The sequence below is a fragment of the Chryseobacterium wanjuense genome (assembly GCF_900111495.1).
Lineage (GTDB): Bacteria > Bacteroidota > Bacteroidia > Flavobacteriales > Weeksellaceae > Chryseobacterium > Chryseobacterium wanjuense.
This window is the reverse complement of record NZ_FOIU01000001.1, coordinates 1,083,489-1,108,618: the sequence shown is the minus strand read 5'-3', so window position 1 is coordinate 1,108,618 and position 25,130 is coordinate 1,083,489. Positions and strand designations below refer to the sequence as shown.

Here is a 25,130-nt window from a genome sequence, read left to right as displayed (position 1 = left end):
TGAGCAGATTTTTTTTAACACAATAATCTGCAAAATCTGCGAGAGAAAAATTTATTGGAAATTTCCAGAAATCTTATAAAAACATCCCACCGGAAACCTCGATTCTCTGTCCGTTGATCCATCTTGCATCTTCAGTACACAAAAACGCTACCACTCCACCGATATCGTCTGGAACACCAGCTCTGCCTAAAGCGGTTACACTTGCAATGGTATTATTTACTTCTTTCAGGTCTCTCACCGCTCCGCCTCCGAAATCCGTTTCAATAGCACCCGGAGCAACAACGTTGGCTTTGATCTGTCTTGATCCCAATTCTTTAGCCATATATTTTGTAAGCATTTCAATTCCGGCTTTAATGCCACCGTATACAGCATATCCCGGTGTAGCAAATCTTGCCAATCCTGATGAAATATTCACAATTCCTCCACCGTTGTTAATGAATGGTAAAAATTTCTGCGTCAAGAAAAATATTCCTTTGAAGTGAATATCTACCACATCATCAAGCTGCTCTTCCGTAACGTCTGAAATTGAAGCGTGCAGAGAAGTTCCTGCATTATTGATCAGGTAATCGATGTTTCTGCTTCCCGTATTTTCTTCAAGATGATCACCCACCTGCTTTACAAAAGCATCAAAGTTTTTAATATCTTTAGTATCTAATTGATAAGCAATTGCTTTCTGCCCCAACCTTTGAATTTCTTCCACCACTTTATCGGCTTCTTCCTTGTTGCTTCTGTAAGTGATGATAACGTCTAAGCCTTTCTGAGCGATTTTAATAGCTGAATTTCTTCCCAATCCGCGGCTTCCACCGGTTACTAATGCGATTTTTGTTTTTGTACTCATTTGTTTTGTTATTTTGATGATACAAAGTTGCGGCAATTTTCAATCTGTTTGTTTGCTTGAATCAATCTGAAATTTGCAAAATTCAAATCATGAACGAAATTCCAGTGGAGTGAACGTTGTTTTCTTTTTAAAAAAGTTTGAAAAATGAGCGATTTCCTCAAAACCTAAGGCATAGGAAATTTCGGAGACATTCCATTTTGTTTGCCTTAAAAGGATTTTCGCTTCCTGAATCAACCGGTCTGCAATGAATTCTGTTGTGGTTTTTCCGGTACTTTCCTTTAATTTTTTATTTAAATAATTCACATGAACCGCCAGTCTGTCGGCATAATCTTTCGCTGTTTTCAGCTGAAGCCTGTTTTCTGTGGACTCAATCGGGAACTGCCTTTCCAGCAATTCGATGAACAAAGAAACGACGCGCAGAGAAGCATCATTGGACGTGGAAAGCGTTGCAGCAGGCTGTAATTTCTGTCCGTAATGAATCAGCTCCAGAACATAATTTCTGATCAGGTCATATTTAAAAATATACTCGGATTCTATTTCTTTTTTAATCTTGGTAAAAAGCTGTTCGATTTCATCTGCCAACTCATCATCAATCTCAAAAATCGGAATATTTCCCGGCTGAAATATCGGCAGATCTTCCAGCGTATTATGTGATTTATTTTTAATAAAAAAATCTTCCGTAAACACACAAAAACTCCCCGACTGATTGGGATCTTCGGGAACCCAATGGTATGGAACTTTAGGTGTGGCAAACAATAAAGCATTCTTTTTTACAGAAATTATTTTATCGGCATATTCTGCTCTGTTTTTCCCTCTTATCAGGCTGATTTTATAATATTTTCTCCTGTTGTAGGGCATCTCGGAAGTCAGTCTGGCTTTCTCAATAGTTTGGGCAATATCAAAGACATTAAAATGTCCGATATCTTTGTGAAGTCCTTTGGGAAAAATGCTTTCCAGGTCTTTTCCCAGCTTTTCGGTCATTTCCTGGTAGAAATCTTCCAGGGATGTGTATGAAGTATGAGCCGTTTTTTCCATGATGATGATTTGTAAAAATCAAATATACGAACTTATTTAGTTTAGGTTTAGGTTAAGATTAGTTTTACAAAGTATTAAGTTTTAAACGTGACGACCGCAAGGTTATAATTAAAATGAATGTTTTTATTTCTGTTCGCAAGGGCACTCTGTTCAGCTAATGATAGCGGAAATCTTAGCTGAGTAAGTCTAAAGTTTTATTTTTCTTAATTCAAACTGATATAATTTAATTTTAAATAAATCGCAGCAAAAAGCGCTCTCAAAATTCATTGAAAGCGCTTTTTAATTATAACTAACTTTAATATTTTTCTTATACGTTGAATCTGAAATGCATGATGTCACCATCCTGAACCACATATTCTTTGCCTTCCACAGAAAGTTTTCCGGCTTCTTTTACTTTCGCTTCAGAACCGTAGTTCATATAATCGGCATACTTGATTACTTCTGCACGGATGAACCCTTTTTCGAAATCTGTGTGAATTACTCCTGCAGCCTGAGGTGCCGTCCAACCTTGACCGATTGTCCAGGCTCTCACCTCTTTCACACCAGCTGTAAAATACGTCTGAAGCTTCAACAGGTCGTAAGCTTTTCTGATGAGACGGTTAACTCCCGGCTCTGTAAGACCCAATTCTTCAAGGAAAATTTCTCTTTCTTCATAAGTTTCCAGTTCATTGATATCAGCTTCGATCTGAGCAGCCAAAACAACAACTTCAGCGCCTTCATTTTTAGCCATCTCCTCAATTTTGCCGATCCATTCATTTCCGTTTTTAATTGAATTTTCATCCACATTACAAACGTAAAGAACAGGTTTATTGGTCAATAACTGAACATCACCAATGATCGTTTTTGTGAAATCATCAGTTGCAAATTCTCTTGCATTTTTACCGTCTTCCAGGAATTTTTGAAGATTCTGAAGTGTTTCATACGTCAAAATATCTTCTTTTTTTCCAGATTTGATGAACTTTTTCGCTTTTTCCACTGCTTTTCCAACAGTTTCCAAATCTTTTAACTGAAGTTCAATATCGATAATTTCTTTATCTCTCAATGGATCTACCGAACCTTCTACGTGAACGATATTTCCATTATCAAAACATCTTAAAACGTGAATAATCGCTTCGCACTCACGGATATTTGCCAGGAACTGGTTTCCTAAACCTTCCCCTTTGCTCGCTCCTTTCACAAGACCTGCGATATCTACGATCTCCACAACAGCTGGCAAAACTCTTTCCGGCTTTACTATTTTTTCCAATTCAAACAATCTGTGATCCGGTACAGAAACCGTTCCCAAATTGGGTTCGATTGTACAGAAAGGATAGTTTGCAGATTGAGCTTTTGCATTGCTCAAACAGTTAAAAAGAGTTGATTTACCTACGTTTGGTAAGCCTACGATTCCACATTTCATATTGTAAAATTCAAAGTTTAAATTTAAAATTCAAGGTTTTGCGTTCTGGGTTTAAGATTAAAGCAAGCTTTACATGAACTGATGAACTTTAATCCTTGAATTATGAGTGTGCAAAGATAGTGATTTTAAAGAGAGTTTCATAATAAAAAAATCTGCCAATATTCTGACAGATTTTAATAAATTTTACTCACCGTTTGCAACCATTATGGATTATCGCCTGTTGCTTCCTGAGCCAGGGGAACATCGTTCGGTGCCTCCTGTAACGTTTTATCTAAAGTAAATAATGACTCGTCTGTAGCTCTGTCGCCGCCGGCAATTTTCAGCTTATCAAGTAAATTCTGAGCCAGCGTTTCTTCTTCGATCTGCTCCTGAACGAACCATTGCATAAAATTCCAGGTTGCCCAGTCTTTTTCTTCCATCGCCAGATCTACCAGTCTGTAAATGGATGTTGTATTATCCACCTCATGCTTGAAAACCCCTTCGAAACAGGCCGATAATGATTCCGGGTCTGCCGGAGGAGCAGGAATTGCATCTACTTTTGGTTTTCCGCCTCTGTTTAAAACATATTCCATAAACTTGATGGAGTGATTTCTTTCTTCCTGGGCATGTCTGTAAAGGAAATTTGCGATTCCCTGATAGCCCTTGTCATCTGCCCAAATTCCATAAGATAAGAAAACGTGTGATGCAAGAATTTCTTTATTCATCTGATCACTCAATGCTTTTTCCATTGTTGCGGAAAGTCGGTTAGTATTCATAATTCATATTTTTTGTGTGGTTATGGATATACAGATGCAAAAATGATTCCGAGAAGATTTTGTTTTAAATCAAATTAAATAATACGCTTTATAATTTATTGAAATACTTTATTTTAAGTTAATAATTTATAGCTATTCTAAAATAAAAACCAGCTCATTCTGAACCGGTTTCTATTTATTTTTAAGCTAATATTTTGCGATTAGCATTATATTATTTCACTTTTTTAGCTAAATAATCGCTTTCATTTCCAAGTCTGTCGATGGCTTTGATGGCAATGGCATTCAATGTTTTACCATCTTTAAACTTCGGAATATCTTTAGACAGCTGATCCAGTGTCAAGATTTCTGTTTCCCAAATACCGTTGTATTGGGTGAAAAGTACCCATTGGAAAACATCGCCGATATTTTTTACACTCCAATTTGTTTTGGCAAAACTTCCGTTATCTGTGATGAATAAAGTCGGTGTCTGCAAAGGAATCGCCTTCAGCCAGGGAGTTTTCGGAACTAAGGCTTTCTCTTTATAAGGTCCGTTTTTCAAAGTAGGAAGCATGTTTGCATTTTTCGTTAATCCTGCAATACTCCAGTGAATTTCCCCTGCATCTTTTCCTAAAATCTGTCTTGAAAGATCAATCTGGTTTTTAATCTCCGTCGGACGGTCTGAAACTTTAATTTCAACGGTATTTAATCCCGGCCAAAGATGGCGTTTTATGGTATTTTCCGATTCCCACCAGTTCAACAAAGCGGCAAATCCTTGTCCCTGAGAGTCAATCGGCCAGTATAATTGAGGAGAAAAATAATCTACCCAACCTTTATTTAACCATAATTTAGCATCTGCAAACAGCTCGTCATATTGAGAAGATCCCACAATACCTGCAGGATAACCAGGTTTCCAGATTCCGAACGGACTGATTCCGAATTTCACATAATTTTTTTCTGCGTGGATTTCTTTGTAGATTCTTTCGACAAATTTATTCACATTGTCTCTTCTCCAGTCTGCCCTCGTTAATGTTCCTCCGTTTCTTACATATTCGTTCCAGCTTGCATTATCAGGGAAATCTGCTCCTTTGTTGTACGTTGCATACGGATAAAAATAATCATCAAAATGCACCGCATCAATATCATATCTTTTTACAATATCTTTTACTACATTCGAGACGTGACCCTGTGTTTTAGGATTTGAGGGATCAAACCAATACATGCCGTTTTTAAGCCTTACCACGATATCTGAAAGTTTGTTTGCCATAGACAAGCTGTTCGGTGAACCACCGTTGGTGTGATGGGCACGGTAAGGATTTAACCAGACATGAAGCTCCAACCCTCTTTTGTGAGCCTCATCGATCCAAAATTGCAACGGATCATAGTTTGGGTAAGGAGATCTTCCCGTTTCGCCTGTTAAAAAATATGACCACGGCTCGAGATTACTCGTGTACAAAGCATCTGCAGATGGACGTACCTGAAAAATCACTGCGTTGAAATTGTTGTTTTTCAACATATTCAGCATATTGATGGCTTCCGCTTTTTGCTCATCAACGGTTAAGTTATTTCTTGAAGGCCAGTTGATGTTTGCCACACTTGCAACCCATGCTCCGCGAAATTCTCTTTTGATTTCGGGAAGATTGGTTCTGAAAATTTCCTCTATAGGAGGTTTTGCTGATTTTACAGTAACAGAATCTTTAGTTTTAGATATATTTACAGGTGCTTTTACTGTCGTTTTTTTCGAAACTGATGGCTGGCTGGTTTTCTGAACCGTACATGAAGCGACTGAAGCGATTAAAAAACTTGATATTAGAGTTAATTTTAAGGGCTGAAAATTCATAAGTAAGCTATTAAACCGATAAGATTTTTTTATTTGTATTTTTTCCAGCGACAAATGTACAATTAATAATCTATGTGAAAATTTGCAGCACCTAGTGAAATAAAAAAAGAACCTTAATTTTTTAAGGTTCTCAATAATAAATTATTTTAAAATGCTAATCTTATTTTATAATATACTATCAAAATATTTAATTTAAAAAATATTTATTTAATTATTAATTCAGAAAAATGGAAGTTTCTTTTGAAATTGTTCCCTTAATGTTTAATGATAAGTTTTTGGGTAACTTTTTTATTTTCCTGATCCGAAACTACTACATACAATACGCCTTCCGGAAGGTCGTGTGCATCAATTTTCACCGTTTGTTTATCTTCTTTTTTCAGCACTGATTTTGTACGCAGAAGAATATAATTTTGGTTGTAGAGGTCAATATTTAATTTTTGATTTTTAAATATATGCAGATCGATGGTGAATGAATTTCCTGCCGGATTAGGATATACTTTCATCTCTTCACTATTATCCGATAAAATAGCAGAAGTCGGCTTCTCATCAGGTATTTGTGCTTGTTTTGCAGCGCTTCCACAGGCAGGCAGCGTAATTTGATTATTTTTAATTTCCAGAGCAAGATTAATTAAATTTGCCAAAAACCTGTCGTTATCATTAGTAACAACGTTTCCTGCAGTAATCCCTCCTAATGCTGTCACTGCATCTGTGTCTGCACAAATAATATCCTTTGTATTACAGTCAAATACCAAAACCGGCTTGTTGGAATTGTTAACCGCCAAAACAATCGCATTGGATGGCATTTTGGAAAAATATCCCTGAAGACCACCCCCCTGATTAAAACCGGCGACATTTCTAAAAGGTCCGTTAAATATTTTTTTGCTTACATCCAGAGTGCTGTTTGCCGCAAATTGCTTGTTGGGGTTTGATACTTCGGGAGTTACTTCATACCCCCATTTTGAAAAGAAAGAACTCCAATCTGCACCGCTTTCAAATAAAAAAACGGTTTTATTATTTCCTAAAGACCAGTTATATACTTCGTTGATTTCATTGGGTGTAAAACCATTGGCAGCACCTAAAATGGTTTTATTAAAACTTCCTATAAACAGCATATCTGTTGATAAATTATTAAGAGCAGCCTGTGTCATAGAGCCTTGAACAGCAAAAGCATCGGTAATATTAACTTTGGCTTGTGTATATCCATACATTCCGAAATTATCTGCATTCAAAAGTTTTGCTCTTGCATCGATCATTCTATCACCATCTAATGTGTATCCCCTATCACCTGAAGGCTGTCTGTTTGTAGTGATACTTGTAATATTGAGAACAGGAATGCTTATAGGCGGAAGTCCTGCGTTAGCTCTTTTCCAATTGATAAACATGGTATTAAGAATATCGACCGGTTCTTTATTTACTCCACAAGGATTTATATATTGAAGCTCTAAAAAACCGTGATCAATAGGATCATTTGGCTTTGCTACAGAAATATAGGCAACATGTGATGATGTATCAGCGGATAAACAACGAGAATCTGCTCCGGGTCTTTTGGCTGCCAACAGAGCTGCCATAAGCTTGTCTTCAAGCTCACCGGGTGTATTCAAAAATGCATTATAAGCATCATCCAATACAGCTTTGGATATTAAAATATTTCCAGCGATTGCAAAATTCTGTCCGTATCTATAATAGTTTACGTTTCCGTTTCCATTTCCTGTAAATGCAAAAGCATTGGGAGAGCTTCCTGTATTCAGCCCTGTTCCGGGATTTAATGTTGCCGCGAGAATCTGAGTAACATTTATATCTCCTTTATAGGCAATATTTGCATTAAGCAATTCGAAAGCATTATAACCTGAAGTAAGATAGGTTTGCGTATTTGGATATGTACCTAAACTTGTACTTGCCTGAGCATTGAATGTTCCTTTTCCCGGTACTACTAATGCAATATAATTTCTCAAATTAAAATTGCATATACATGTAAAGCCCGCGCTGCCGACTTTGCCTGTTACAGGATCAACGGCTACAATGCTCATCGTTGCCTGTACCGTAAATGGGAGCCATAGGAGAAGTGTTAATAAAAACAATTTGTAATTATTTAAACACTGACGAAATAATTTTTTCATAATTGTGAGATTCATACTATTTTAATTTGACGATTTTTAAATTAATAGTTTGATGTAATTCTATTAATTCAATTAGCATTTTTTTAATTATTATGAATATACAAAAACAATCCCATTAATTATGCAACTAACTGATATTTAATGCATTATGTTTAAATTATACAAGAAAAGCTTCGAAATAATCGAAGCTTTTCATTAAACTTATTTTTAATCGGAAAATTATTAAGCTTTTGCTTGTCTTTCCACTCTTTTTCTATCTTCTTCAGAAAGGATTTTCTTTCTCATACGGATGAAGTTTGGAGTTACCTCGATCGCTTCATCACCCTGGATATATTCCATACACTCTTCAAGAGAGAACAAGATTTTCGGAGCAACACCCGTATCTTTATCTTTACCGGCAGCTCTCATGTTGTTCAGCTGCTTAGCTTCTACGATGTTTACCACCAAGTCACCCGGCTTGTTTTGTTCACCGATGATCATCCCTGCATAGATTTCCTCTCCCGGATCTACGAAGAACTTACCTCTATCCTGTAATTTATTGATTGAATATTCTGTAGCAGGACCTTGAGTTTTGCTGATCAATACCCCGTTGTTTCTTCCCGGAATAGCACCTTTGAAAGGCTTGTATTCTGTGAAACGGTGTGCCATAATAGCTTCACCTGCAGTAGCTGTCAACATCTGAGAACGCAATCCGATCAACCCTCTTGAAGGAATTTCGAATTCCATGTGCTGCATTTCACCTTTCGTTTCCATAATGTGAAGGTCACCTTTTCTCTGCGTTGCCAAGTCGATTACTCTTGATGCATACTCTTCAGGAACGTCTACAACCAAAGATTCGTAAGGCTCACAATTTACCCCGTCGATTTCTCTTAAGATAACCTGTGGCTGACCGATGGTCATTTCGTACCCTTCTCTTCTCATCGTTTCAATAAGAACTGACAAGTGAAGAATACCTCTACCGAAAACTAAGAAAGTGTTGGCATCATCAGTCTGCTGAACTCTTAATGCTAAGTTTTTCTCTAATTCTTTCGTTAATCTTTCTTTCAAGTGGTTTGAAGTCACGTATTTACCATCTTTACCGAAGAAAGGTGAGTTGTTGATCGAGAAGGTCATGTTCAACGTAGGCTCATCAATTGCAGTTCTTGGCAATGGTTCAGGATTTTCAAGATCTACGAAAGAATCTCCGATCTGGAAAGCATCAAAACCTACCACGGCACAGATATCTCCGGCTTGTACTTCAGTTACTTTTTTCTTTCCTAATCCTTCGAAAACGTATAATTCTTTAATTTTTCCTTTTGCAATTTTACCGTCTGCCTGAGCAAGACCGATCCACTGAGATTCTTTAAGCTCCCCTCTCGTTACTTTTCCGATCGCGATTCTTCCTAAGAAAGAAGAATAATCTAGAGAAGTGATCTGCATCTGAAGGTTACCTTCCGTGATTTTCGGTTCAGGAACATATTGTAAAATCCCGTCTAATAATGGGAAAATATTTTCAGTTTGCTCTAATGAAGTGTTGAACCATCCTTGTTTTGAAGAACCGTAGAACGTTGGGAAATCCAATTGCTCTTCAGTCGCATCAAGATTGAAGAATAAATCGAATACCTGATCATGAACCTCATCCGGACGACAGTTTGGCTTATCTACTTTATTGATAACTACCAATGGTCTTAATCCCAATTCCAAAGCCTTCTGAAGTACGAATCTTGTCTGTGGCATTGGCCCTTCGAAGGCATCCACCAACAAAATAACTCCATCTGCCATCTTCAAAACCCTTTCTACTTCCCCACCGAAATCGGCGTGACCAGGAGTGTCAATTACGTTAATTTTAGTGTCTTTATAAGTAACAGAAATATTCTTGGATAAGATCGTGATCCCTCTTTCTCTTTCAAGATCGTTGTTATCCATAATTAATTCCCCACTCTCCTGATTTTCTCTGAAAATATTGGTAGCGTGGATGATCTTGTCGACCAAAGTAGTCTTACCGTGGTCAACGTGTGCGATAATCGCAATATTTCTAATGTTTTGCATATAAGATTTTTACGGGTGCAAAAATAGTGATTTTTAATGAAATATTCATCAAGAAGTTTTGTTAATTAACAAATTCATAATGAGCAGATTAAAACAAGCAAAGACATTAACCGATTAAATCTTAACAATTTAGAATATAATACGAAGGGAATATTTAGAATAATAAATTAGATTTTTACCTATTAATAATGATAATATTTTTGAAAAAAGTAAATTATAATCAGTTGAATCGAAACGATCAAGACAAATTTCAATAAAAAAGATTTCTTTGAAATTTTATGTTTGAAAATCAACATTGCCAAGACAGCACCAACAGTTCCTCCCAGAAATGTCAATGTCAAAAGAAACAATTCTGAGATTCTCCTTTTGTGCTTGACCGCTTTCCATTTGTCGATAGCGAAAGTGGCAAATGTGATAAGATTTGTGATTAACAGTAAGTAAAACATCATTGCAAATCTAACATAAAAAGTGATTACAACAAGATTCTTTAACTTTGCAGATCCATTAATTAAAAATCAATGACAATACAAGATCTGGCGGGAAGTTATTCGGTTCAGGGAAGCAATCAGGAAGAAACGGATCATATTTCCTATCATGGCATTTTAACGTTATCCATCGACGAAAACAACCGTATTATGGCTCAATGGATGATCGGCGATCATATACAAAACGGTACAGGATTCTATAAAGATGAAATTTTGGTTATTAATTTTAACTATGAAGGTGACGATCACAAAATCTACAAAGGAGTTGCAGTCTACCGTTGTCTCAGCAAGGATGTATTGGACGGATTTTGGTCTGAAAAACATGGAAATCCTTTGTATCTGGGAAGCGAATATTGTGTGAGGATCAAGAATTCCAGTATTTTGAATTAATTTTTTCCAATAAAATATTTAGCATAAAAAAAAGCTGCCCTGGTAAAAAGGCAGCTTCGCTTGATTTTATGGTCTAACAATTATTTTTTAGCTTTTACATCAACCGCAATTTCGATGTCTTTGCTGATTCCCCATTCTGCAGGATCTGCTTCAGAAGTACCGAATTTGATTCCCCAATCTGCTCTGTTTACAGTAAATTTAGCCTGAATAGAAGCCGAATTATCCACAACATCTACTTTCGCAGGGAAAGTTACGTTTACTGTTTTTCCAGATAAGGTAAGGTTTCCGCTTACTGTTTTATTAGCTCCGGCAACAGCATCTTTAGGAGCTTCTTTTAGATCTGCTACACTTGTGATTTTGAAATCTGAAGTAGGATTTTTTGCGGTATCAAAGAAATCAGGATTCTTTAAGTGCGCTTCAAGATCTGCCGGCTTCTTGTCTTTTTCAGTTACAGAAGCTGGATCTACTTTAATAGAATTCATATCAATAATGAAATTACCCGCAGCAACCTGTCCGTTTTCTACGTTTAATTCACCAGATTTTACACTGATTGTTCCCCAACGCGGCGCAAAACCACCTTTATGGAACGCTTTCCAGTTTACCACAGAAGTTGCGGCATCTACAGCCAATACTTCACCTTTCCCTTCTGCAACCGTCTGTTCAGTAGTTGTAGCAGCTTTATCAGCCGATTTTTCTTTGTTACAAGATGCAGCCAATAATCCTACAGCTACTAATGCAATTACACTAAGTTTTTTCATAATTATGCTAATTGTTTAAAAAGTTTATTATTCTTATTTAAAGCGAAGTGAAGTTTGATAAATTTCAATATTTTTAAATATCAAAAAACCAAATATAGGAAAATTATATCAGTTGTGATCTTACCATAGATCAAGAATGAAAATACTTTTAGTTTAATTAAAACAAAATATGGCACCACTCTATTATTTAACCGAAATCAAAAATCCCTATTTTAGCCATTCAAAAAATCAGAATGAATACCATTAATTATATACAACAAACCCTCAATATATCGGAAAAAAGCATCAATGCAACCCTTCAGTTGCTGGCCGAAGACTGTACGATCCCCTTCATTTCCCGTTACCGGAAAGATAAAACCGGAAATCTGGATGAAACACAAATCGAACAAATTTCAAAAATAAGTAAACAGTTTGAGGAAATTTTAAAAAGGAAAGAAACCATTTTAAAGTCTGTTGAAGAACAAAATGCCCTAACTCCGGAGTTTCGACAAAGAATAGAAGAAAGCTTCGATATCCAGGAGCTTGAAGACTTGTATTTGCCTTTCAAAAAAAGAAAGAAAACCAAAGCCGATGCTGCAAAAGAAAAAGGATTGGAACCTTTGGCTAAAATGATCATGAGCCAGAAAGTTCAGGATTTAGAATTTTTGGCTTCAAAATATGTAAATGAACAGGTAAGTTCTGAAGAAGAAGCTCTCCAGGGCGCGCGAGACATCATGGCAGAATGGATCAATGAGAATATGTATGTCCGAAAAAACCTCCGCCGATTATTTCAACGAAAAGCTGTCGTGACTTCAAAAGTAGTAAAAGCAAAAAAAGACGAAGAAGACGCCCAAAAATTTTCGCAGTATTTTGAATGGGAAGAAAACCTCAACAGAACTCCTTCTCACCGACTTTTGGCGATGCTGCGCGCTGAAGCCGAAGGTTTTGTGAAAACCAATGTCGGAATTGACAAAGAGGAAGCCATTGATTTTATAGAAAATGCCATTATTAAGTCAAACAACGAAACGGCAGAACAAATTTCTTTAGCCATAAAAGACAGCTACAAAAGATTACTGGAACCCGCCATTTCGAATGAAACTTTACAGGAAGCCAAACAAAAAGCAGATAAAAAAGCCATCGAAATTTTCTCTGAAAACCTTACCCAATTATTGCTGGCGCCGCCTTTGGGAGAAAAAAGAATTCTGGCGATCGACCCCGGCTATAAAAGTGGCTGCAAGGTGGTTTGTCTGGATGAAAAAGGTGACCTTCTGCATAATGAAACCCTCTATCCTCACGCTCCGCAGAACGATACCGGAATGGCGATGAAAAAAATCCGTTCGATGGTCAACGCTTATCAAATCGAAGCCATCTCGATCGGAAACGGTACAGCCAGCCGTGAAACTGAGTTTTTTATTAAAAAAATTGCGTTTGACAAGCCTTTGCAGGTTTTTGTAGTTTCAGAGGCCGGAGCTTCAGTCTATTCTGCGAGTAAAATAGCGAGAGACGAGTTCCCGACGTATGATGTGACGGTTCGTGGCGCGGTTTCTATCGGGCGAAGATTATCCGATCCCTTGGCGGAACTGGTGAAAATCGATCCAAAATCCATTGGTGTGGGGCAATATCAGCACGATGTAGATCAGGGTCAACTGAAAAATGAGCTTGATTCGACAGTCATGAAATGCGTAAATTCTGTTGGAATTAATCTAAACACAGCTAGTAAATCTTTATTAAGTTATGTCTCGGGAATCGGTGAAAAAATGGCTGAAAACATCGTGAATTACCGTGCTGAAAACGGAGCTTTTGAAGACAGGAAACAATTGAAAAAAGTTCCCAGATTGGGCGAAAAAGCCTTTCAGCAGGCAGCGGCATTTGTGAGAATTAATAATGCTAAAAATCCGCTGGACAATTCTGCGGTACATCCGGAAGCATACGGAATTGTTGAAAAAATGGCGAAAGATTTAGGAATTAAACCCCATGAATTAATTGCCAATAAAGAAAAAATCACTCAGATCAACCCTGAAAAATATACGACTGAAGATATCGGGATTTTAGGAATTAAAGATATTTTAAAAGAGCTTGAAAAACCGGGGCTGGATCCAAGAAAAGCTGCAAAAGTATTCGAATTTGATCCGAATGTAAAAAGCATCAAAGACTTAAAAATCGGAATGATTTTACCGGGAATAGTGAATAATATCACGGCTTTCGGATGTTTCGTAGATTTAGGAATCAAAGAAAGCGGGTTGGTTCACATCTCCCAGCTGAAAGAAGGATTTGTTTCTGATGTGAATGAAGTGGTGAAACTGCATCAACACGTGCAAGTGAAAGTGACGGAAGTGGATGAGGCGAGGAAGAGAGTGCAGCTGAGTATGATTTTGTAATAAAATAAAGAAGCCCCAAAATTGGGGCTTTTTTCATCTAAATTTTAGGAATTTTCTTCCATGCTCCATTTTCAAGTACAACTGTATAAGGGTTATAGCCATAAGGTTCGGTATGAAGATCCAATGGATCATCATCAATCCCTCCATTATTTCTAAAGGTAGTTATTGTACCATTTTGAAGTTTTGAAATATCATCAGTATACTGATAAGGCGAAATTGCATTGAGATTAGTAAGATGAATTCCCGCCAATTGATGACCGGAAGGATAAGTAATCTGCACAATCCCTTTTCCTTTTTCAAGCAATGATGATGTAATGGAGATATATGAAGACCCCGTTACAAGATCATTTTGGTAGTTGTCCCCAGAAATATCAATATTATAATTTGTAAAATTTGTCGCCGCAAGTCTATACACTGCAGTATACCAGTCATTTACAGGTTCATATTCAAAATAATTGTTTTTTGAATGAATATGTGCAGAAGCTACCGTTGAAGGAATATGCACAAATGAATTTGCTTTTCCTGCAGTAAGATAAACATGACAGCTGACTGCAGTTACCCTACAATTGTTATTTTGAATTTTAATACATGTATTTTCATTTTCCTCATCAAAAATACCTTCAAAATAAGTTCCGAAACATGAAACCCGTGATGCAGAAAGATCAATTCCGATTTCAGAGAATCCTTCAATACTTCCTCCAAACATATTCAGATTCGTTCCATCAGTCAATACAATTCCTTTGCTGTTCGGCGCATGTTCGGCATAGCCGGCTCCTATGGATAGTGATGTTGCGTTTGTGTTGTAACAGTTGTTCAGTACCAGACAGGTCTGACAAGAGACAATGGAAGAATTCAGAAATTTGTTGTAATACCCAGCCGTAACCTCTACACCTGTTTCAAAAACCTGAATGGTGGCAGAATCCAGAGTGAGTGCTCCGTTGGTAACTTTCACTCCTGTTTTCCCTTCAATTTCGCTTCCAAAAATAGCCAGATTTTTAATATTAAGATTAGTGTCCGACTCAATGCAAGAATCAACCAGAGAATTCTCAAAATCAACAAAATAAATACGAGAATTTTCATTTCCTCCGACATCATTTCCATTAATGTGATTTTGTCCCATGAACGTCAATGTCTTATTAATGGTAATCTGATCAGAACATTTGTATTCACCTTTTATGAGAATAGTATCATTCGGTCTTGCAATATCGATCGCTGCCTGAATTTCAACATGCGTTTTCCCTGTACCAAACCATTCCGGATTGATGACTCCTCTATAATCTCTTTTAAAAAATCGGCTGTCTTTTTCAAAATACATAATATTATCCGGAGTTACCAGTACAGGAGGAACCGGCGGGCTCGTTACAGGAGGACTAACTTCCGGTAAGGATGATATTTCTACCAAATTTACAAGTTCTTTCGTTTCACTATCAATTAAGGTAATGATTCCGTTCAGATTAATGGGTTCTGTTTGAAAATCATTTGTTTCCAATAAATCTAATGTGTTGCTCATAATTTTTACTTTAATGATTGGTTTTGTAATTATTGATAAGCAAATATAATGGAGCACTGCGACGAAACTTGACGTATTATTTTCAGATAATAATTAACTTTGTTCTGTAAGCCGATTACTTATGAAACAATGAAAATATCAGAGATTAAAGAAAGAAAAATCATTCACAGGCCCACCCTGAGTTTTGACGGGTACGGAAAAAGAATTTATCACGCGTACGAATATTATTTATCTTATAATCCTGGTTTTAAGGGAAATGAAACACAGAGATTGTTTGCGAAATGGATTGATATGGCGATATTCACTTTAATTTTCTTTTTCATATGTAATAAAATCCTTATTGTCAGTATTTTACTTTCTGTTCCTTGCGTTATTATTGCAGGAACGGTGACCGAATTTTATTTTGGAACAACTTTAGGAAAGAAGATTTTCAGAATGAAAGTGATTGATGATGATGGAAATTATCCTGGTTTTTCTAAATCTTTAGCCAGAAATCTTTTATGTCTGGCCAATTTTTATCCCGTTTTTTCTGAATACACCACCAAAACCGTGGCTATGGGATGGCGAAGGGGAACTCAAATGAATTTCAGTATGCATTTGAATAATAAAATCTGCAAAACGTATATCGTAAAAGAAAGCAAAATTCCTGAGATCAAAGAACTGCTCGAAGCAGATTCCAATAAAAAATCCCTGCCGGAATGACAGGGATTCTTATTATTTCTTAGATTCTTCAACAGAAACTTTTCTGAAATCTTTAAACAACTTGCTTAGTTCTAAAGCCGATTTACGAGCTCTTGTTCCAGCTGCTTTGTTTCCTTTTTCTGCTTGTTGGTTTGCTTCAGTTGTGAAAGCTTCAAATTCTGCGTTGATTTTTTCAATTAGTTCTTTCATTATTTTTTAAAATTTAGGCTGCAAATATAGGTTTTATGGTGATTCCAGCCAACTTTGTCAAGAAAATTTATTCGAATTAATTAAATTTAATATCATCATTTAAAATTCATTTAATTTTTATTAATCTCTCGAATATCAATTGCAGTTCTATCAAAAGCTTTGCTAATTTTCTTTTTCTAGTGTTTATTTCAAGTAATTATTGTACTTCAAAAGGAATGGCATACATCTGTACATACGGTCCATAAGACCCCGGATCAAACCTGAAACGGATAGAATTTCCTGTAGGCGCGGTCCAATTTCCTCCAGACATGTAAACCCATAAATATAAAGTGGTATTTCCTGTAATATCTACAGCTACATTACCAGAACCATAATAATCACTTGCAGGAGCCTGTAAATTGTAAAGTCTTGGTATAATGACTGATTTTATGCTTGTAAGATAAGCAGGAGGAATATTAGTCGTAGATGATGTAGAGAAAAATACCGAAGCAAAACCGTCATTAACACTACTATCTGCCAGGTTGGGACCACCCGGAGAGCACCACATCGTAAAGTAAATCTGGTATTTTCCGGGAGTTAAACTTATAAATGCTCCGGAATAGGCAATAAATTGAGTTCCTGCCAATGAAGGATCATCAATTGTCGGCGTTGTTATTAATGTAGTTGGTAAGGTGGCCAGTTTGGCAAAACTGGTTGATGGAGTTGTCCATCTTGCGTATCCGTTTGAATCGGAAGTTAAAACCTTCCCTAATCCCTGAGTGGTATCTACAATTCTTACAGCATTAGTTGTTGGGGAATTTATTTCCAGATTGGCAGTGGGGTTTACGGTTCCAATCCCGACATATCCAGATGAATTCACAGAAAAATCATTAAGTTGTTGCGTCGGAGAAGGAGCCCCCACAGAAGGGTTATCTTTTGCACCATCGACATGAAAGAGCGCTTGCGGATTAGGTGTATTAATCCCTATCTGAGCATAATTCAAAATATGAATTTGCCATAATACAATTAAAATAATTTTTTTTAAGATTTTCATAATTAGAGTTTTAAAAGTTGAAACAATGAAGTATAAAAAATGTTATTATCCAACTAAAAAATTAGATAATCTTTACAAATAATACAAATTATATTAATAATTTGTATTAAAAATACGTAAAAAATGAAATTAAACCAATTTTTTAACAAAAAAAATATACTTAAAATTTTAAAAATCTTAATTATAATTCTCACTAAAGTGATATGTTTAAATTCTGAAGTTTATAAGAATAAATAAATCATTGTCTTACTTGCAGTTTGTTTATTTTAAAATAAAATATTGAAGCTAAATTAACAAAGACATTTATGAAAAATGTGAAAAGTGATTCTACAAAAAATACCTATTATTTTTTGCATATTATCTTTTTGTAATATTAAAAAAACAAATCTCTTATTATTGAAATATTTTATTATTTATTTTTATATTTGCTCAACATTATGTAATTATAAACATTTATTTATAATTATAATTCCACAGATTGTACCCACTTGTTTCCCGGAATAAATCTATAGATTCAATTTTGCCGATTTTTAAATTAAAGTTAATTTTTGTTAAATAATTTTTAACAATTTATTTATTATATTGAATTAAAATCAACAATCTATATCTTTATTCAATCAAAACACATTCTAAAATAATATCATTTTTAAAATGTGTTACCACATCTCTTTGCCAATTTTATTTCAAATCATAAATGTAATGAAAAACGTAACCATTATCGGATTAACACCATTTGAAAAGCCTGATGTCAATCTCATGCTTGCATTGCATCAAGCGGGTGCTTTTCCTATCTTAAGCTTAGGACACGAGTTAGCAATTGCCCAGGAAGCATTGGATCAAATCAACAACACAAATATACCTTCCTATGGCGTTTATTTTCCTAACGACAGCCTGATTTCTCTTCAAATTTCGGAAAAAGTAACCGCGGCCATCCTTCCTTTCGGCACATCGATGAATCTTCTTCCAAATCTGCCTGTTATTTATCAGGTGTGCAGTCTTGAAGAAGCTTTAAAAGCCGAACAGTCGGGAGCAACAGGCATCATCATAAAAGGTAACGAAGCAGGAGGATTAGTGGGCTACGAATCGACATTTGTACTGTTTCAGCGCATTATCAAAGAAATCCGCAGCATTCCTGTATGGCTGCAAGGCGGAATCGGACTTCACACCGCAGCCGCAGCAAAAGCCCTCGGAGCGACAGGCATCGTGCTAGACAGCCAGCTCGCGTTATTCCCGGAAAGTTTTGTTTCAAAAGAAATAAAGGAATTATGTTCAAAATTGAATGGTACGGAAACCAAAATCATAGCCAATCATCGTGTTTTGGTAAGACCCAATTCACCCACCCTATCAGAAAATATAACCACTGAAGAGCTTAGAGAATATTTCAAAGATCTCGACATCAATAAGAGTTACATCCCAATGGGACAAGACATTTCTTTGGCCATCGACTTCTATGAAGATTTTAAAAATCTGAAAAAATTAGTTTTCGGTTTTAAAGAAGCCATGTACGGTCACCTGAAACAGGCCAAAGCACTTCTGGTAATCAATCAGGACAATATTTTGGCCAAAGATTTAGGGTTAAAATATCCCATCGCACAAGGTCCGATGACCCGCGTAAGTGATGTTCCCGAATTCGCCAATGCGGTTGCAGAAGCCGGGGCTTTACCTTTTGTTGCTTTATCTTTATTAAAAGGAAATCAGGCAAAATCTTTGGTATTTGATACTAAAAATTTGGCCGGAGAAAAAACCTGGGGTGTCGGAATTTTAGGATTTGCGCCACAGGAACTGAGAGATGAACAAACTTCCTATATTTTAGAAGCAAAACCACCTGTCGTTTTAATCGCAGGAGGAAGACCAGCCCAGGCAAAAGTTTTCGAAAAAGCCGGAATTAAAACATTTTTACACGTCCCCTCTCCTGCACTTTTAGATATTTTCTTGAAGGAAGGTGCTACGAACTTTATCTTTGAGGGTCGTGAATGTGGCGGTCACGTCGGTCCGCTTTCAAGCACGGTTCTTTGGGAAAAACAGATTGAAAGAATTTTAAAAGAAGACCACCCTGAAAACATCAGCGTATTTTTTGCAGGAGGAATTCACAACGATTTTTCAACGGCGTTCGTTTCCATCATGGCGGCTCCATTGGCTGCAAGAGGCGTAAAAATCGGTGTATTGATGGGAACAGCGTATCTCTACACACAGGAAGCTGTGGAATGTGGTGCGATTCAGGAAGAATTCCAGCTACAGGCAATGCAGGCAAAGGAAACAGTTTTATTGGAAACCGCTCCCGGACACGAAACGCGTTGTTTGGATACCGCTTTTGCTAAATATTTTAATGAAGAAAAAGCAAAATTAATCACTGCAGGAACCGATAAAAAAGAAGTTTGGGAAAAACTTGAAAAGTTAAATGTCGGACGCTTAAGAATTGCCGCAAAAGGCGTCGAACGTCAAGGCGATCAATTAATCAACATTCCTAAAGAAGATCAATTGGATTTGGGAATGTACATGATCGGACAAATCGCAACGATGCATGACAAGGTAATTTCTTTGAATGAATTGCATGAAAATGTTAGTATTAATAATCAAAAATATATTCAGGAAGCTGAACTTTCAGAAGAACCCGTTTCAGTAGAAAAACCTTTAGACATTGCCATCATCGGTATGGAATGTATTTTCCCTGATGCTAAAAATCTCGAAGAATATTGGAAAAACATTATCCTTGGAAAAGACAGTGTAACGGAAGTTCCTGACGAAAGATGGAATAAAGAATTATACTATCACCCCGATTCCAACGAAGCCGATGTTTCCCACTCAAAATGGGGCGGATTTATCCCGAAAATCGATTTTGATCCATTAGAATTCGGAATTCCACCACAATCTCTGGCTGCGATCGAACCAACACAATTGCTGACTTTATTAGTCGCCAAACGTGCCATGGAAGATGCAGGGTATGATAAACACGCCAACAGAGAAAATATCTCTGTAATTATCGGTGCTGAAGGTGGTAATGACCTGGCCAACAGCTACAGTTTCAGAGGCTTTTACAAGCAGGTTTTCGGTGAGCTTCATGAGGAAGTTAAGGAAGCTTTTCCTCACACCACAGAAGATTCTTTCCCTGGAATTTTAGCGAATGTTATTGCAGGAAGAATTACCAACCGTTTAGATTTAGGCGGAAGAAATTATACCGTAGATGCAGCTTGTGCTTCCTCTTTGGCAGCGCTTGAACTGGCTTGTCAGGAACTGGTTTTAGGCAAATCAGACATGGTATTGGCAGGCGGTGCCGATTTACACAACGGTATCAATGATTATCTGATGTTTTCCAGCACGCATGCCCTTTCCAGAAAAGGAAGATGCGCGACTTTCGATAATGAAGCCGATGGAATCGCTTTGGGTGAAGGCGTTGCTATTTTAGTGTTAAAAAGATATGAAGACGCCATAAAAGACGGCGACAGAATTTATTCAGTAATAAAAGGTGTCGGCGGATCGAGTGACGGAAAAGCGCTCGGATTGACCGCTCCGAGAAAAATCGGACAGGTTCGCGCGCTCGAAAGAGCTTATTCCCAAGCAGGGATCAGTCCTTCCTCAGTCGGATTGGTGGAAGCGCACGGAACAGGAACCGTTGTTGGAGATAAAACGGAATTGAGTGCATTAACAAATTTATTCAGTCGTGCGGGAGCGGTGCCGGGACAGACGCATTTAGGCTCAGTAAAAACTCAGATCGGACATACAAAATGTGCAGCTGGATTGGCAGGTTTAATTAAGGCTTCTCTGGCGGTTTATCACGGAGTAAAACCTCCAACGCTTCATCTTCAGCAGCCGAATGCATATTATAAGGCAGAAACAAGCCCTTTTGCTTTCAATTCAGAAACCGGACTTTGGGCAGATAAAAACCGTTATGCAGGAATTAGTGCCTTTGGTTTTGGTGGAACGAATTTCCATACGGTCATTGCCAATCATCCGAAAGAAGATGATTCTGCGGTGCTGCAGTCATGGCCTTCGGAATTATTTGTTTTCCGTGGAGATACGTATGAGGAAGCTAAAATTCAATTAAATCAAATTAAATCTTTACTTGAAATTAATGACAGCATTGCTTTAAAAGATATTGCTTACAGTTTAGCCATACATTCAGAAAAACAGGTTCAGTTGAGCATCGTTGCCGATACCGCCGAACATTTGATGATGAATATCGAATTGGCGTTGTCCGGAATTGAAAGCAAAAACACATTTACTGTTAATAAAAAAGAAGGAAAAGTAGCGTTCTTATTCCCAGGACAGGGCAGCCAGCGCATCAACATGGCTCGTGATTTATTCGTTGCCTTCCCTGAAATGCGAAAATTAATCGATTCTTATCCTGAACTGGAGAAAGTAATTTTCCCGTCAAAAACATTTGATGAATTAACTTTAAAACAACAAAAAGAAACGATAAAAGATACCCGTTTAGCGCAACCTTTACTAGGAATCGTTGATTTGGCATTAGCTAAATTCTTACAATCCATCGGCATTGTTCCGGATATGTTGGCGGGTCACAGCTATGGAGAATTGCCGGCATTGTGTTTCGCAGGGGTTTTCGAAGAAGAAAAACTGGTTGATTTAAGTATTCAAAGAGCTAAATCTATTTTAAATTCCGTTGAAGGCGGTGATCCCGGTTCTATGATTGCGGTGAGCTCGACAAGAGAAAACTTACAGCCTATTTTAGAACAAGTTGAAGGTTGTTATCCGGTAAATTATAACGCCCCGACTCAATGTGTAGTGGCAGGAAGCACGGAAGCCATCAACACATTAATGGAAATCTTAAAACAGGAAAAAATCTCTGCTAAAAAACTGGAAGTTGCCTGCGCATTTCACAGTCCGCTATTGGCAAAATCTAAAGGTTTATATGAATCTGTTTTAAAGGATGTCCCATTTAACGAAATGCAAATTCCGGTTTGGTCGAACACGACAGCAGAAATCTATCCTGCAAACGTTTCAGACATCAAAGAAAGATTAACCGACCATTTGGTACAGCCTGTAAGATTCGTGGAAGAACTTCAGGCGATGTACAACGACGGTGCAAGAATATTCATCGAAGTCGGCCCCGGAAAAGTATTGACAGGATTAACAAAATCTTGTCTGGAAAAAGATCATTTAACGCTTTTTGTTGAAGATAATAATTCTAACAAATTAACACATCTTCTTTCAACGCTTGCCCAATATTTGGGAACAGGCCGAAACTTCAATATTGCTAAACTTTTCGACGGTCGAAACGTGAAATTAATTCAAATCGACCAGCCCGAACTGTACAAAAAAAGTCCTGCCATCTGGCGTGTAAACGGACAGGCAGCTTATCCAACGACAGGTTCACTTCCTGCCAACGGTGCATTACCCATCATAAATCCACTTCAAATGAACAATTTCACCAATACTCAAAATCCTCCGGTTGAAAATCAATCCAATACAGAACGTATGCTTCAGGAATATTTAAACAGCATGAAGCTCATGATTCAGGCGCAACGTGATGTGATGCTTACCTTTTTGGGACAACATCCTCAGGTTCACCAAGCTCCGGTCGTTTACAATGCTCCCGTCCAAAACATTCCTACTCAGAATATTCAGGCGCCGGTTGTTTCGATGCCCAATAATGATGGTGCAGAAAAAACGGTGATCATTCCCGTAAAACAGTCTCCGGTAAAGGATATTAAAACATTACTGCTTCAGGTGGTAAGTGATAAAACAGGCTATCCTCACGAAATGTTGGGCATGGAAATGGATTTGGAAGCAGATTTAAGTATCGACTCCATTAAAAGAGTTGAAATCATTGGTACGTTGAAAGCTGAATTAGGCTCATTTTCTTCAAATAACGCAAATGAAGATACCATCATGGAGCAATTGGCGGGAATTAAAACATTAAACGGTTTGGTTTCCTGGCTAACAGAATATAGCGGGGCAAATACAAGAAGTTCAGAGAAAAATGTCTGCGCACAAACAGCACCTCCAAAAGCTCAAAATCAGGCTGTTTTTTCTCTTGAAGAACTTCAGACGGCTATTTTAAATATTGTAAGCGATAAAACAGGCTATCCAAAGGAAATGTTGGGCTTAGATCTTGATTTAGAGGCAGATTTAAGCATCGATTCCATCAAACGTATGGAAATTATCGGTGATCTTAAAACAAAAATCGGTTTCGGTAGCGACATGGAACAGGCTGATGATGTAATGGAAAAATTAGCTGCGATTAAAACATTGAACGGATTAGCTTCATGGATCAACGAAATGAATGGAAACAGCACGCCTGAACCGGAACAAAATCCATTGTCACGTCTTCGTTTCGACCTGACTCCCACTAATGTTTCTTTAATTGAAAATAATGAAATTCTACAAGGAAAACGTTTTGCCATCACTCAAAACGATAACAGCCAAACCTTAGCCATCAAAAACGAACTTGAAAAGCATGGCGCGATTGCAGAATTGACTGATTCTGATAAAGATTTAAAAGACTTTGACGGATTAATTATCCTTGATCTCTTCTCATCTTCTATAAAACACAATATCATCGACCATGTTGATTTAATCAAAAAAATGGATCTCGATAAAGCAAAATGGATTTATTTAATTTCAGACATTCCGGCTCACGTTCAGGAACTGACGGACACTACCCTTTTGCGCCATTACAAAGGACATCCGGGACTTTTCAAAAGCTTAGCCCGTGAGTTTGAACAGACCAATTGCAGATTGATCAGCTTAACTTCTCCTCAACAAATCGATCAGATCGCAGAAATTACTTTAAAAGAAATATTATCGACCGATAAACCTTCTGAGGTTATTTATAAAAACGACCAAAGACATAAAGTAGACATTATCCCATCACCTTTGTCAACAGGTTTGAGTGAAGCACAAATTCAATTGGATCAAGATTCTGTTGTTTTGGTTCTTGGCGGCGCACAGGGAATTACTTCCGAACTCGCAAAACATATGTCAAAGGCTTATCCTTGTACTTATATTTTGGTAGGAAGATCGGCAGATCCGAGAAATCTGACAACCAATAGTGAATTAGAAGCATTCAAAACCAAGGAAGAAATAAGAGCTTATCTTATCAAATCCGGAACATTTACTTCGCCCTCTGAAATCGAAAAAGAAACAATAAAAGTTTATAAAAACAACCAGATTCTACGCACCATCCGAGATATGGAACAATTGGGAAATACAATTGTTTACCAATCATTAGACCTTTGCGATGAAAATGGGTTGTCTGAATTAATTAATTCTATTTATGAAAAATACAACCGTTTAGATGGCGTAATTCACGGTGCTGGATTGTTGGAAGATAAATTATTTAAGCAAAAAACAACAAGCTCTTTCGGACGTGTTTTCGATACTAAAGTAAAACCGCTTCGTGTATTGGCTGAGCAACTTCGTACCGATTGTCAGTTTGTAGTGTTATTCTCAAGCATTGCGTCGGTGTATGGAAATAAAGGTCAAACCGACTACGCAGCCGCAAACTCAGTTTTAGACGATTATGCCAATGCTTTAAATAAAAAATTAAAAGGAAAAGTAATCTCCATCAACTGGGGTCCGTGGAAAGGAGCAGGAATGGTTTCACCAACTCTGGAAACAGAATATGAAAGAAGAGGTATTTCTTTAATTCCGTTGGAACAGGGCAAGGAAATTTTCCTGAATGAAATAAAATACGGAACTGAAAGTCAGGTATTAATCATGTCTGGAACTAACTGGTAATCTCTGTTTTAAATTGAATA

Annotated in this window: 16 protein-coding genes; 4 read left to right on the top strand and 12 right to left on the bottom strand. The window is 37.1% G+C overall.

The window, feature by feature from the left end; all coding sequences use genetic code 11:
* Nucleotides 1-73: 73 nt before the first annotated feature.
* From BMX24_RS05010 to BMX24_RS04975, 8 genes are all read right to left on the bottom strand, one after another.
* Entirely contained in the window at nt 74-838 is a 765-nt protein-coding gene (locus BMX24_RS05010) for an SDR family NAD(P)-dependent oxidoreductase (RefSeq protein ID WP_089790958.1), read from the bottom strand.
* Nucleotides 839-925: 87 nt separating this feature from the next.
* A complete protein-coding gene (locus tag BMX24_RS05005; RefSeq protein WP_089790957.1) occupies nt 926-1,873 on the bottom strand; it encodes a helix-turn-helix domain-containing protein in 948 nt (315 codons plus the stop codon).
* 307 nt (nt 1,874-2,180) lie between these two features.
* Nucleotides 2,181-3,272 (bottom strand): redox-regulated ATPase YchF, encoded by a 1,092-nt coding sequence (gene ychF, locus BMX24_RS05000; protein ID WP_089790956.1) that lies wholly within the window; start codon nt 3,270-3,272, stop codon nt 2,181-2,183.
* Nucleotides 3,273-3,475: 203 nt separating this feature from the next.
* Nucleotides 3,476-4,027: a ferritin gene (locus BMX24_RS04995; RefSeq protein WP_089790955.1), complete on the bottom strand. Its 552-nt coding sequence runs from the start codon at nt 4,025-4,027 to the stop codon at nt 3,476-3,478.
* 211 nt (nt 4,028-4,238) lie between these two features.
* Nucleotides 4,239-5,843: a glycoside hydrolase family 10-like protein gene (locus BMX24_RS04990; RefSeq protein ID WP_089790954.1), complete on the bottom strand. Its 1,605-nt coding sequence runs from the start codon at nt 5,841-5,843 to the stop codon at nt 4,239-4,241.
* Nucleotides 5,844-6,097: 254 nt separating this feature from the next.
* Nucleotides 6,098-7,960 (bottom strand): DUF1028 domain-containing protein, encoded by a 1,863-nt coding sequence (locus BMX24_RS04985; RefSeq protein WP_170835659.1) that lies wholly within the window; start codon nt 7,958-7,960, stop codon nt 6,098-6,100.
* A 222-nt stretch (nt 7,961-8,182) separates the two neighbouring features.
* Nucleotides 8,183-9,988: a translational GTPase TypA gene (typA, locus tag BMX24_RS04980; protein ID WP_089790952.1), complete on the bottom strand. Its 1,806-nt coding sequence runs from the start codon at nt 9,986-9,988 to the stop codon at nt 8,183-8,185.
* Between the two features lie 182 nt (nt 9,989-10,170).
* The gene (locus BMX24_RS04975) at nt 10,171-10,434 is read right to left on the bottom strand and encodes a DUF1294 domain-containing protein (RefSeq protein ID WP_089790951.1); all 264 of its coding nucleotides are present in this window, start codon (nt 10,432-10,434) and stop codon (nt 10,171-10,173) included.
* A gap of 72 nt (nt 10,435-10,506) precedes the next feature.
* Here BMX24_RS04975 and BMX24_RS04970 point away from each other — a divergent pair, with 72 nt between their 5' ends.
* Complete coding sequence (locus BMX24_RS04970; RefSeq protein WP_089790950.1) at nt 10,507-10,863, top strand: hypothetical protein; 357 nt, start codon at nt 10,507-10,509, stop codon at nt 10,861-10,863.
* A gap of 80 nt (nt 10,864-10,943) precedes the next feature.
* Here the strand turns inward: BMX24_RS04970 and BMX24_RS04965 are convergent, their stop codons facing one another.
* Entirely contained in the window at nt 10,944-11,621 is a 678-nt protein-coding gene (locus BMX24_RS04965) for a YceI family protein (protein ID WP_089790949.1), read from the bottom strand.
* A gap of 233 nt (nt 11,622-11,854) precedes the next feature.
* On the opposite strand from BMX24_RS04965, the gene BMX24_RS04960 reads away from it, so the two are divergent.
* Nucleotides 11,855-13,978 (top strand): Tex family protein, encoded by a 2,124-nt coding sequence (locus BMX24_RS04960; protein ID WP_089790948.1) that lies wholly within the window; start codon nt 11,855-11,857, stop codon nt 13,976-13,978.
* Nucleotides 13,979-14,015: 37 nt separating this feature from the next.
* On the opposite strand, the gene BMX24_RS04955 is transcribed toward BMX24_RS04960, so the two are convergent.
* Entirely contained in the window at nt 14,016-15,488 is a 1,473-nt protein-coding gene (locus BMX24_RS04955; protein WP_089790947.1) for a hypothetical protein, read from the bottom strand.
* Between the two features lie 129 nt (nt 15,489-15,617).
* Between BMX24_RS04955 and BMX24_RS04950 the strand changes: the two genes are divergently transcribed.
* Nucleotides 15,618-16,190 carry an RDD family protein gene (locus tag BMX24_RS04950; RefSeq protein WP_089790946.1) on the top strand — a complete coding sequence of 191 codons (573 nt, stop codon included), beginning with the start codon at nt 15,618-15,620 and terminating at the stop codon, nt 16,188-16,190.
* A gap of 12 nt (nt 16,191-16,202) precedes the next feature.
* Here the strand turns inward: BMX24_RS04950 and BMX24_RS04945 are convergent, their stop codons facing one another.
* Nucleotides 16,203-16,379, bottom strand: coding sequence for a histone H1 (locus tag BMX24_RS04945; RefSeq protein WP_034684091.1), 177 nt, complete (start codon nt 16,377-16,379; stop codon nt 16,203-16,205).
* A gap of 196 nt (nt 16,380-16,575) precedes the next feature.
* A complete protein-coding gene (locus BMX24_RS04940; RefSeq protein WP_089790945.1) occupies nt 16,576-17,412 on the bottom strand; it encodes a hypothetical protein in 837 nt (278 codons plus the stop codon).
* 699 nt (nt 17,413-18,111) lie between these two features.
* On the opposite strand from BMX24_RS04940, the gene BMX24_RS04935 reads away from it, so the two are divergent.
* Nucleotides 18,112-25,110: a type I polyketide synthase gene (locus BMX24_RS04935; protein WP_089790944.1), complete on the top strand. Its 6,999-nt coding sequence runs from the start codon at nt 18,112-18,114 to the stop codon at nt 25,108-25,110.
* Nucleotides 25,111-25,130: the final 20 nt, after the last annotated feature.